Origin of the sequence: Devosia sp. YR412 (assembly GCF_900110945.1) — a bacterium.
GTDB lineage: Bacteria > Pseudomonadota > Alphaproteobacteria > Rhizobiales > Devosiaceae > Devosia.
The window spans coordinates 193,072-204,598 of sequence record NZ_FOFL01000006.1; the positions used below are offsets into that span (position 1 = coordinate 193,072).

Annotated in this window: 9 protein-coding genes; 4 read left to right on the plus strand and 5 right to left on the minus strand. The window is 63.1% G+C overall.

The window, feature by feature from the left end; translation table 11 throughout:
* Positions 1-15: 15 nt before the first annotated feature.
* The 3 genes from BM045_RS17340 to BM045_RS17350 form a co-directional block, all read right to left on the minus strand.
* Positions 16-960, minus strand: a complete 945-nt coding sequence (locus tag BM045_RS17340; RefSeq protein ID WP_092185513.1) for an ABC transporter substrate-binding protein — start codon at positions 958-960, stop codon at positions 16-18.
* A gap of 85 nt (positions 961-1,045) precedes the next feature.
* Entirely contained in the window at positions 1,046-2,041 is a 996-nt protein-coding gene (locus BM045_RS17345; RefSeq protein WP_092185515.1) for an ABC transporter permease, read from the minus strand.
* Positions 2,038-3,609 carry a sugar ABC transporter ATP-binding protein gene (locus tag BM045_RS17350; RefSeq protein WP_210185038.1) on the minus strand — a complete coding sequence of 524 codons (1,572 nt, stop codon included), beginning with the start codon at positions 3,607-3,609 and terminating at the stop codon, positions 2,038-2,040. The genes BM045_RS17345 and BM045_RS17350 overlap by 4 nt, the downstream gene beginning before the upstream one ends.
* 175 nt (positions 3,610-3,784) lie before the next feature.
* Here BM045_RS17350 and BM045_RS17355 point away from each other — a divergent pair, with 175 nt between their 5' ends.
* From BM045_RS17355 to BM045_RS19340, 4 genes are all read left to right on the plus strand, one after another.
* Positions 3,785-4,558 carry an IclR family transcriptional regulator gene (locus tag BM045_RS17355; RefSeq protein WP_244523040.1) on the plus strand — a complete coding sequence of 258 codons (774 nt, stop codon included), beginning with the start codon at positions 3,785-3,787 and terminating at the stop codon, positions 4,556-4,558.
* A 32-nt stretch (positions 4,559-4,590) separates the two neighbouring features.
* Positions 4,591-5,412, plus strand: a complete 822-nt coding sequence (locus BM045_RS17360; protein ID WP_092185521.1) for an amidohydrolase family protein — start codon at positions 4,591-4,593, stop codon at positions 5,410-5,412.
* A gap of 221 nt (positions 5,413-5,633) precedes the next feature.
* Entirely contained in the window at positions 5,634-6,464 is an 831-nt protein-coding gene (locus BM045_RS17365) for a sugar phosphate isomerase/epimerase family protein (protein ID WP_092185523.1), read from the plus strand.
* A gap of 108 nt (positions 6,465-6,572) precedes the next feature.
* Positions 6,573-8,228 (plus strand): PAS domain S-box protein, encoded by a 1,656-nt coding sequence (locus BM045_RS19340; protein WP_170848563.1) that lies wholly within the window; start codon positions 6,573-6,575, stop codon positions 8,226-8,228.
* A gap of 14 nt (positions 8,229-8,242) precedes the next feature.
* On the opposite strand, the gene BM045_RS17375 is transcribed toward BM045_RS19340, so the two are convergent.
* Positions 8,243-9,622 carry an FAD-containing oxidoreductase gene (locus tag BM045_RS17375; RefSeq protein WP_092185572.1) on the minus strand — a complete coding sequence of 460 codons (1,380 nt, stop codon included), beginning with the start codon at positions 9,620-9,622 and terminating at the stop codon, positions 8,243-8,245.
* Positions 9,623-9,679: 57 nt separating this feature from the next.
* On the minus strand, positions 9,680-11,095 hold the full coding sequence (gene sthA, locus BM045_RS17380; protein WP_092185527.1) for a Si-specific NAD(P)(+) transhydrogenase: 1,416 nt from the start codon (positions 11,093-11,095) through the stop codon (positions 9,680-9,682).
* Between the last annotated feature and the right edge of the window lie 432 nt (positions 11,096-11,527).

Sequence of the window (11,527 nt, forward strand, 5' to 3'; positions counted from 1 at the left end):
CCCGGCCCGTTGGTCTTAGTCGTACAGCACGGCCGCGATTTCCGGGTCGGCCATCGTGGCGGCGTCATAGTAATAGAAGCCGGTATCGATCACTGGCTCAAGCTTTTCGCCCTTCAGCGCCTTGACCGCGGCGGCGACGGTTTCATAGCCGATGCCGACGGGGTTCTGGGTGATGGCGCCGTTCATCACGCCCGAAGTGATCATGCCCTTCTGCGCTGCACCGGAGTCAAAGCCGATGACGACGATGTTGGAGCCCAGTTCGGTCTTGCCGTTGGCGACACCAATGGCCGAGCCTTCGTTAGCACCGAAAATGCCCTTGAGGTCCGGGTTGGCGAGCAGGATCGACTTGGTGATTTCGGTCGACTGCAGCTGGTCGCCGCCACCGTACTGCACCGAGACGACTTCGATATTGGGGTAGTTTTCCTTGATGCGGTTGACGAAGCCGTCGACGCGGTCGATGCCGGTGCGGCTGGTCTGGTCATGGGCGACCACGGCCACCTTGCCCTCGCCACCGATCAGTTCGGCCATCTTGTCAGCCGCCAGAGCAGCCGCCGCGACGTTGTCGGTGGTCGCTGTGGTCAGCGGGATGTCGCTATCGACGCCGGAGTCAAAAGCGATCACCGGAATGCCGGCATCCTTGGCCTGCTGCAGCAATGGCGTGGCGGCCTGGCTGTCCAGCGCGGCAAAGCCTATGGCGTCGGGATTGCGCGACAGGGCGGCGGCCAGCATGTCCATCTGGCGGTCGACCTGGGTTTCGCTTTCCGGACCTTCGAAGGTCACGGTGACGCCCAGTTCGGCGGCAGCCTTGTCGGCACCGGCCTTCACGGCCTGCCAGAACTGGTGCTGAAAGCCCTTGGAGATCAGGGCGATGTCGTAGTTTTCCTGGGCCGAGGCAGCGCCGCCGGCGGTCAGAAGAGCCAGCGCGCTGATGGCGCCGAGCAGGGTACGTCTGGTAAGCATGGTTCCTCCCATGGGGTGTTGAATGCGTTCGGTTTGGGCCGTTTCGGCCTCGTGTTGGCGCCGTGTGGCGCGGTGATCTTGGGCGCTACAGGGTGCGGCGCCGCAGGATATCGGCATAGACGGCCAGGATGATGATGCAGCCGGTCACCACCGTCTGCCATTCCTGGGCCACTGAAAGAATGCGCAGGCCATTGGCCAGCACGGAAATGATCAGCGCGCCGATCAGCGTGCCGACCACCGTGCCGCGTCCGCCTGAAAGCGAGGTGCCACCGATGACCACGGCCGCGATGGCGTCGAGCTCATAGCCCTGCCCCAGCGCCGGCTGTGCCGAATTGAGCCGGCTGGCGATCAGCAGGCCGGCCACGCCGCAGATCGAGCCGGCCACGGCATAGACGGCGATCTTCCAGCGATCGACATTGACGCCCGAGAGGCGCACGGCCTCCTCATTGCTGCCCAGCGCAAAGGTGTAGCGCCCGAGCGCGGTCTTGCTCAAAACGAAGGCGGCAAGCCCGGCGACGAGGAACAGCACCAGCACGCCATTGGGCACGGGTACGGCCGGGAACACCGAGCCTACGGCCGAGCCGAGGGCGATCTGGTTGAAGCCGGGCGTGTCGTTGAAATAGATCGGCTTGGTGCCCGAAATCACCAGCGACAGGCCCTTGAGGATCAGCATCATGCCGAGCGTCGCGATAAACGGCGGCACTTTGAGCTTGGCGATGATGGTGCCCGAAACCAGGCCGCAGAAGGTGCCGGCGAGGATCGAAGCCAGGATGCCCAGCGGCAACGGCAGGCCGAGATTGGTCAGCACCACGCCGGTGATCACCGCGCAAAAGGTCATTAATGTGCCGACCGACAGGTCGATGCCGCCGGTAATGATTACCAAGGTCGCGGCAATCGCCAACACGCCATTGACCGAAGTGGCCTGCAGGATCGCCAGCACATTCTGGGTCTGCATGAAATTGGGCGAGGCGAGGCTGAACACCACGACCAACGCGATCAGCCCGGAAAAGGCCAACAGCCGGTGAAAAGCCCCCGAGATACGCGGCCCGGACTTGGCGGCGGGAATTGCGGTTTCGGTCATGCCGATCTCCGTTCAGAATGGGTTTCCGCCACGGCGCTCGGCCGCAAGGTGGCCAGCCGCATGATCTCTTCCTGCGAGGAGCCACCCGGCAACACCCCAGTCAGCCGTCCCTCGCACATCACCGCGATGCGATGGCTCAGCCGCAGGATTTCCGGCAGTTCGGAGGAGATGACGATGATGGCCCGGCCCTGCTCGGCCAGCGCATTGAGCAGCTTATAGATTTCCGCCTTGGCGCCGACGTCGATGCCGCGCGTCGGCTCGTCGAAGATCAGGATATCGCAGTCGCGCAGCAGCCATTTGGCGATCACCACCTTCTGCTGATTGCCGCCCGACAGCAGCCGCGCTTCCTGCGTATCGCTCGGCGTCTTGATCGCCAGCTGGGTGATATATTTCTGCGCCACGTCCTGCATGCCACGGTCATTGAGCACGCCGCCGGGGCCGGTGAAGCGTTCGAGGCTGGCCAGGGCAATATTGTTGCGCACGTCCAACCCGGTCGCGAGGCCAAACTGCTTGCGATCTTCCGAGAGATAGCCAATGCCGGCGCGCACCGCGTCCTGCGGCGCGGAAATGCCGACGCGATTGCCATTGACCCAGATTTCGCCGCTCTCGCGCGGATCGGCGCCGAAAATGGCGCGGGCCACCTCCGTCCGCCCGGCGCCCATCAGCCCGGCGAGGCCGAGGATCTCGCCCTTGCGCACGGAAAAGCTGACGTCGCGTATTTCGCGGCCGCGATTGAGCCCGCGCACTTCCAGCGCCACCGGATTGGCCGACGTATTGGGTATGACCAGCGCGTCATTGCTCAGCGTGCGGCCCACCATCATGGAAATGATGGTTTCCATCGGCGTATCCATGGCCGGCACGGTGCCGACATATTCGCCATCGCGCATGATGGTGACGCGGTCCGAGATGCGTTTGATCTCGTCCATCTTGTGCGAGATATAAACAATGCCAACACCCTCGGCCTTGAGCCGGTTGATGATGGTGAACAGCTCGGCGATCTCGGCATCGTTGAGTGCCGCAGTCGGCTCGTCCATGATCAGCACGCGCGACTGGTAGCTCAGCGCCTTGGCGATCTCGACCATCTGCTGCTTGGCAATGGTCAGCGTCTCGACCCGCACCGTCGGCTCGAGCTTGAGGTTCATCGAGTCAAAGATCGCCTGGGTATTGCGATTGAGCGCCGCTTCGTCGAGCAGGAAGGCCTTGCGCGGTTCGCGGCCGATGAAGATGTTCTGCGCCGCCGTCAGGTCGCGCATCAGCGCCAGCTCCTGATGGATGATGCCGATGCCCATGTCCTGCGCCTGGCGCGGGCTGGTGATCTCAACCGACTGGCCATTGAGCCGCACATCGCCGGCATCGCGGGTATAGACGCCGGAGAGGATTTTCATCAGCGTCGACTTGCCGGCGCCATTCTCGCCCATCAGGGCATGCACTTCCCCGGCGCGCAGCTCGAAGCGGGCATGCGACAGAGCCCGCACGCCCGGAAAGGCCTTGTCGATGTCGTGCATTTCCACCAGCGGCGTTACGCTGGCGTCAAAGCCCGACGACAGTGCTGTCGCTTGACTGGGCATGCTGACGATATCCTCCCGCGCATTCTTGCGATGCGCCTACGAACAATCTATTCATAAATGAAGTTCACACGCAAGCCACAGATGGTTCACCGATGGTGACGGTTTGGCGGGGGGTGGTGAGGCTCGATGCTAACAGTCTGTTAACCGATGGCTAATCGGGTTGAGGGGAGATGACGTGACGGTTGAGGAGGATGGCGATCGCTATCGCGCGCCTGCGCTGGATAAGGGGCTCGACATTCTCGAGCTGCTGGCCGCGACCGCCGACGGGCTGAGCCAGGCGGAAATCGCCAAGGCGCTCGATCGCACGCCCAATGAAATCTACCGCATGCTGGACCGGCTGGTGCGCCGCGCCTATGTGCGTCGCACGCCGGAAGACCGCTATGAAATCACCCTCAAACTGTTCGAACTGGCCCATGCCCGCCCACCGATGACGCGCATGGTCAGCCAGGCCATGCCGGTGCTGCGCAGCTTTGCGCTCAAGGCCGAACAGGCGGTGCATCTGGTGGTGCAGGACCGTAACCTGCTTGTGGTCGTCGCCCAGGTCGATGGACCCGGTTACTGGAATGTCTCGATCCGTGTCGGCTCGCGCATCAGTCTGGTCAATACCGGCTCGGGCCATGTGTTCCTGGCCTTTTCAACGCCCGAAGAGCGGCAGTTGATGCTCGACGCGCAGGACCTCGGCAGCCCGCAGCGGCTGCCGCAGGGGCTGGAAGCGCGGCTTGAGGGCGTCGCGGCACAGGGCTATGAAAGCATGCCCAGCGCGCAAACGCCGGGTGTCTTCAATCTGTCGGTGCCGATCTTTGGCCCGCTCAACAGCGTGCTGGCCGTCATCACCTGCCCCTATACTCAGCGCCTCGACAAGCTCGATGCGCCCAATATGAATGCCGTGCTCAAGCTGTTACAGCAGGCCGGCCAGGAAATATCGCAGCGCCGACCTGTGGAGGGGTAGGCGCTGGCCTTGTGCAGTTCTGGGAGGAAACCTTGCGCATTCTCGACACACATCTGCACCTGATCTACCCCGACCGCTTCGACTATCCATGGCTGGCCGGCAAAGCCATCGACCGGACCTGGACGGCGGAACAGTATTTCGCCGAGGCGGTGCCGCTGGGCATTGAATCAGCCCTGCATATGGAGGTCGATGTCGCGGAAGGGGACATGCTGGCCGAGAGCGAATATGCCATCACCCTGCCCCGGATCATCGGCGCCATTGCCGCCTGCCGCCCGGAAAGCATGACCTTTGTCGACCAGATCGAGCAGCTGAGCGAGCATGCCCATATCACCGGGGTGCGGCGCATCCTGCATGAGCTGCCGGACGAGCTCAGCCAGTCGGACCTCTTCATCGAGAACATCCGCCACCTGCCCGACTATGACCTGAGCTTTGACCTGTGCCTCCGCGCCGACCAGCTGCATCTGGGCGTCGACCTGGTGCAGCGGGCACCCGATGTGACCTTCATCCTCGACCATTGCGGCAATCCCGATATCAAGGGCCTCGGGCTCGATCCGTGGCGCGCATCGCTGCGCGAAGTGGCGCGCAATCCCAATGTGATCGGCAAGGTCTCGGGCCTGGTCAATCACTGCACCTCCGGCTGGACGGCGGAGACCCTGCGGCCCTATGTCGAGCATATGGTGGACTGTTTCGGCTGGGACCGACTGGTCTGGGGCAGCGACCACCCCGTCGCCACCACCACCGGCGGCACGCTGACCGACTGGGTCAACGCCACCCACGAGATCATCAAGGGCGCCAGCGAGGACGAACAGGCCAAGCTGCTGCACCGCACTGCCGAGCGGATCTACAAGGTTTAGCTCTCCCCCGCATCGTCACCGGGCGCATAATCGATGAACGGATTCTGGACGCCGGAAACGGAGAAAAATATCAAGCGAAAATCAAAACCGGTTCTGCAAATCACCGAAAAACATTCATTAGAAAATAAATCATTCACAAATCGGCCTGCGACAGAGTGACTTGAACGGAACGCATCGGCGGCGCACAGTCTTATCCAAGAACAAGAAAAGGGATGAGACACATGAGCGTCAGTGCTGACCGTATCGCCGTTTCCACCTGGTCGCTGCACCGCCTGCTGGGCATGACCTATCCGCATGACCTGACCAGCAATGAGGTCGGGCCGATGCAGGAGACCTATGGCGAAGGCGAGGAATCCCTCCTTGGCCTGCCATCTGTCTTGGCCAATCATGGCTATCACCGGCTCGAAATCGTCTCCTTCCACCTGCGCAGCCGCGACCCTATCTATCTGGCAGAACTCAAGGATCAGCTGCGCATCGCCGATGTACGGCTGCAGACGCTGCTGATCGATGCCGGCGATATCAGCCATCCCGAACACGGCGAGCGCGATACCGCCTGGATCGCCGGCTGGATCGAAGTGGCCAATCAACTGGGCGCCGAGAATGCCCGCATTATCGCCGGCAAGCAGAAGCCGACCCGCGACGCGCTGGACCGCTCCATCAAGGCCCTGACAACGCTGGCCGAAGGCAATGCTGGCTCGCCGGTGCGGCTGGTCACCGAGAACTGGTTCGACCTGCTCTCCGAGCCCGGTCATGTGCATTACCTGCTCGACAAGCTGGAGGGCCGGATTGGGCTGCTCGGCGACTTCGGCAATTGGGGCGGACCCAACAAGTATAGCGATCTCAAATCCATCTTCAGCCGCGCCGAACTCTGCCACGCCAAGGCCAGTTTCATCGACGGCGACCTCGACGAGGCCGATTACGGCGAATGCGTCAGAGTGGCTGAAGAAGCGGGCTACAAAGGCCCCTATACTTTGATCTACGACAGTGAAATTCCCAGTGAATGGAATGGCCTGGCGCTTGAGCGAGACTTCATCACATCTGTCGAAGTCTAGGTCGACTTAAGCCCATTATTAAGGGGTCTGCAGCAGACTAACGCCATGCCCGCTACCGGACAGCAAGCCGCCGCGTCGTCGATGCCCCGATCCGCACGGATCGGGTCCATGCTGACGCGCGTGGTCGAGAATGCGGCGGTGGGCATGGTGCTGTCGGAGATGAGCGGCCGCATGGTCTATGCCAACAAGGCCTTCACCAGCCTGCTCGGCCACCAGATCGACCCGGCCGCCGGCCAGAATATCCTCGATATCATGCATCCCAACGACGTGGCCGTAGCGCGATTGCAGCTGCAGCGGCTGATGCGCAACGAGGCGGAAGACTATCGCGGCGAACACCGGTTCTGCCGCGCCGACGGCGAGCATATCTGGGTCTCGGTATCGGCCTCGCTGCTGCGCGATGACGCCGCCGATGCCCCGCTTTATCTCATCACCCAGCTGACCAATATCGAGCTGCAGAAGAAGGCCGAAGCAGCTCTTGCGCATTCGGAAAGCCGCTGGAATTTCGCGCTGGAAAGCGCCCGCCAAGGGGTCTGGGACCATGACATCGTGCATGACACAATGTTTTATTCCCGCATGTGGCGCGTCATGCGCGGCATCCCGCCTGACGCGGAAGTGGATGGCGATCAACAGGAATGGCTCAAGCGCATCCACCCGGATGACCTGCAGCATGTGCTCGACAATGTCGACCGCCAGGACAAGGGCGACGAAGACCTCGACGCGCTTGAATATCGCGAGCGCAAGCCCGACGGCAGCTATGTCTGGATCCTCAGCCGCGGCCGGCCGGTGGAATGGGATAAGCATGGCAATCCGACGCGAACGCTGGGCACCGACACCGACATCACCCGGCTCAAGCTGGTCGAACTTGAACTGGCGGCCGAAAAAGAACGCCTGCGGGTCACGCTCAATTCCATCGCCGACGGCATGATTTCGACCGATGAAAGCGGCCATGTGGTGTTCATGAACCCGGCCGCCGAAGCGCTGACCGGCTGGCGCTCTACGGACGCCGTTGGCCAGGAAGTGCGCGCGGTCTTCGTGGTCCGTGATGGCGAAACCGGAGTGATCCAGCCCTGTCCGGTGGCGATATGCCTGGGCAATGACATGCCGGTGCAGCTCGATGGCGACATGATTCTCGTCGGCAAGGCGGGCGAGCGCGATATTCGCTGCACCGCCGCGCCGCTCAAGACGACCAGTGGCACGCTCAATGGCGCCGTGCTGGTGTTCCAGGACGTGACGCAGAGCCGTGCCATGCAGCGCGAACTGGCCCATTCGGCAAGCCATGACGACCTGACCGGCCTGCCCAATCGTGCCGCCTTCGAACGGGCGCTGAATGGCGCCATCGCCTCGGCCCGGGCCGGGCGACGGCATGGCCTGCTCTACATCGACCTCGACCGCTTCAAGCCGGTCAACGACACGGCTGGCCATGCCGCCGGCGATGCCCTGTTGCGCCAGGTCGCCCAGACCATCCGCGGCACCTGCCGCAGCCATGACGTGGCCGCGCGGATCGGCGGCGACGAGTTCGCCGTGCTGCTGCATGATTGCCCCGACGACGGCGGCCAGAAGCTGGCCGACAAGATCGTGCGGGCCATCGGCGCCTTGGCCTTTTCATGGGCCGGGCGGACCTATGGCATCGGCGCCAGCGTGGGCATTACCGCGATCGGCGAGCAGCCGTCGTCACCGCTGGGCTTCATGGGCGAGGCCGACGCGGCGTGTTATGCGGCCAAGGCGCGTGGCCGCGGCATTGCCGTGCAGTTTCGGGATTTGTGAGGGGTAGCCTTCCTTCACTGCAGCGGCTTCAAATCCGCCAGCAGCGTCGGGATCAGCTCGGTCACCGTCGGATGGATATGCACCGTCTGCATCATGGTGGTGTAGGGCGTGCCGGCGACCATCAGCTGCAGCAGGGAATGGACGATCTCGTCGCCGCCGATGCCCAGGATCGCGGCGCCGAGGATTTCCTTGCTCTGCGCATCGACCAGCACTTTCATCAGCCCCTGCGTTTCGCCGCGCTCCTTGGCGCGCGACACCTTGCTCATCGGCATGATCGCCATCAGCGCTTTCTTGCCGGATTTGCGCACCTCGGTCTCGCTCATGCCGATGCGGCCGAGCGGGGGATCGATGAACAGGCCATAGACTGGCACGCGCTTGGCAATGGAACGCCTGCCGCCATCGAGCACATTGTCGGCGACAATTTCAAAGTCATTGTAGGAGGTATGAGTGAAGGCGCCGCGGCCGTTGATATCGCCCATGGCCCAGATGCCTTTGACCTTGGTGCGCAGGTGATCGTCGACCGGGATATAGCCGCGCTCGTCGGTTTCGATGCCGGCGGCCTCAAGATTGAGGCTGGCGCTATTGGGCGTACGGCCCAGCGCGACTAGGAAATGGCTGCCTTCCACCGAGGAGCGGCGCTCGCCTGATTTCAGTGACAGCAGCACGCCATGGCCGGCCTTGGCCACTGCCTCGATCGTGGTGTTGAACAGGAAGCTGACGCCCTCGGCTTCGAGAATGTCGCGAATGGCGGCAGAGATGTCCTCGTCCTCGCGCGACGCCGGCCGCGGACCGCGCTCGATCACCGTGACCTTGGAGCCGAAGCGCGCATACATCTGGGCGAATTCGAGCCCGATATAGCTGGCGCCGGCAATGATCAGATGACTGGGCAGGGTGTCGATATTCATCATCGACGTATTGGTGAGATAGGGCACGCTATTGATGCCCGGCCAGTCGGGCACCGAAGCGGTGGCCCCGGCATTGATGAAGATCTGCCGCGAGGTCAAAGTGCGCTTGCCGGCCTTGACCTCGGTGGTCGAGACGAAGCTGCCGACATCCTTGATGTATTCCAGCGTCTTGAGGCTGCCGATCCAGTCGGTGAGGCTCTTGACCGAGGCACCGACCACCTTGTCCTTGCGCGCCTTTACCGCCTTCATGTCGACCGTCACCGGGCCCTTGAGCACGACGCCGAACTCGGCGGCATGACGCGCCGACCAGGCCGCTCGGGCGCTGGCCACCAGGGTCTTGGTGGGGGTGCAGCCATCATTGACGCAGGTGCCGCCAAGATGCTCTTTCTCGATCAGCGCGACCTTCTTGCCGGCTCCGGCAAGCTTGGCTGCGAGGAACGGGCCGGACTGGCCTGCACCGATGATGATGGCGTCGAATTGTTCTGACATGGCGGCCTCCATTGCTGGCAAGCCTATGACTTTGAAGGGCTTAGCGCCAGTGGGACATTACTCCACCGGCGCGATCGGTGTCGCTCTCGGCATGCGGTTCCAGGCGTCCAGTGCGGCGATCTTGTAAGCCTCGGCCAACGTCGGATAGTTGAAGGCGTTTTCGACGAAGTAATCCAGCGTGCCGCCGAGGTTGAGCACGGCCTGGCCGATGTGGATCAGCTCGGTGGCTCCTTCGCCGACGATGTGGACGCCGAGCAGCTTCCGCGTATCGAGCGCGAAGATCATCTTCATCATGCCCGACTGCAGGCCCATGATGTGGCCGCGCGAGGTTTCGCGGAAGCGGGCGATGCCGGCTTCATAGGGGATATTCTGCGCCCGCACCTGCTGTTCGGTGAGGCCGACGGTGGAGATTTCCGGCACTGCATAGATGCCATAGGGGAAAAATTCCGGTGCCGGCGGCATTTGCGCGCCGCAGGCGTGCAACGCGGCGATGCGGCCCTGTTCCATCGAGGTAGAGGCCAGCGAGGGCCAGCCGATAACGTCGCCGGCGGCATAGATATTGCGCACCGAGGTCTGGAAGGTCACCGGATCGACCTTGAGGCGGCCGCGATCGACCGGGGTGATACCGGTATTTTCGAGCCCAAGGCCGGCCGTGGCGCCAGAGCGGCCGGCGGCATAGAGCAGCATGTCGGAGCGGACGCGGCGGCCATCGGCCAGAATGGATATGGCCCAGCCCTGTTCGTCGAGCTCGACCTTTTCCACCTTGCTGCCGAGCCGCAAGGTGACGCCGCGCTGGCGCAGGTCATGGGTGAATTCCTCGATGATCTCGCGATCGATGAAATCGAGGATGGTTTCCTTGGGCTCGATAATGGTGACGGGCACGTCGAGCGCCGAAAAGATCGTGGCATATTCGATGCCGATGACGCCGGCGCCGACCACGGTCAGGCTGCGCGGCACGCGGGGCTCGGAGACGAGACTATCGCTGTCGAGCACCGAATGATCATTGAACGGGATATTGGCCGGGCGATAGGGCGCCGTGCCGACGGCAATCACGGCGTGATCGAAGCTGAAGGTGACCTCGTCGCCATCGGGCGGGGTGACGATGATATGGTTGGTATCGGCAAAGCGGGCGAGGCCGCCGAAGGTGCGCACGCCATTGCGGGCGAACTGGTGCTCCAGCACCTCGATTTCGTGGTTGAGCGTCATGCGCAGGCGGGCGCCGAGGTCCTTGCCCTCGATGTCCTTCTTGACGCGGTAAGCCAGGCCATAAAAGCCGCGCTCGCGCCAGCCGGAGAGGTTGAGCACGGTCTCGCGCAGGGTCTTGGATGGGATAGTGCCGGTATGCACCGAGACGCCGCCGAGCCGCAGGCGATTTTCCACCACCAGCACGGATTTGCCCAGCTTGGCCGCCTGTACGGCCGCACGACGTCCGGCCGGACCACTGCCGATGACCACGATATTGAAATGAGCCAAGAACCAATCCCCGATTCGCCGCTGCGAAGGCGTATAGCGCTAGTGTGACACTGCGGTTGCAGGCGAGGCAATCGGGGGGATGGAAGGGGAGCTGTGCGTCGGGTTGCTGGCGTACTCCCACGAAGGCGCCGCATTACCAGAGCCCAACCTCCACCGCTTGCGGGGGAGGGGGGACCGCCGGCAGGCGGTGGAGGGGGAAGCCGCTTGCGCATGGGCGTGATTGACCACCACTTTACAATTTGAGTGCATGGCTCCCCTCTCCACCACGCTTCTCTCTGACCCGCTAACGAAATCCAAAACTTATCCACGCCCCTTGCATCTGCGCGCATACTGTCCTCATCCACCCCGCATCGGCGGCCTGCAGGCGACAGTGGCGGGAGTGGGCCGGGCACGGGACTATGCCAGTCGCCGTGGGTTCACGCCCGGGCCGTC

Excerpts from the sequence above, each read along its gene's own strand:
- BM045_RS17340 (WP_092185513.1), bottom strand. The coding sequence starts at position 960 with ATGCTTACCAGACGTACCCTGCTCGGCGCCATCAGCGCGCTGGCTCTT.
- BM045_RS17345 (WP_092185515.1), bottom strand. The coding sequence starts at position 2,041 with ATGACCGAAACCGCAATTCCCGCCGCCAAGTCCGGGCCGCGTATCTCG.
- BM045_RS17350 (WP_210185038.1), bottom strand. The coding sequence starts at position 3,609 with ATGCCCAGTCAAGCGACAGCACTGTCGTCGGGCTTTGACGCCAGCGTA.
- BM045_RS17365 (WP_092185523.1), top strand. The coding sequence starts at position 5,634 with ATGAGCGTCAGTGCTGACCGTATCGCCGTTTCCACCTGGTCGCTGCAC.
- BM045_RS19340 (WP_170848563.1), top strand. The coding sequence starts at position 6,573 with ATGCTGACGCGCGTGGTCGAGAATGCGGCGGTGGGCATGGTGCTGTCG.
- BM045_RS17375 (WP_092185572.1), bottom strand. The coding sequence starts at position 9,622 with ATGTCAGAACAATTCGACGCCATCATCATCGGTGCAGGCCAGTCCGGC.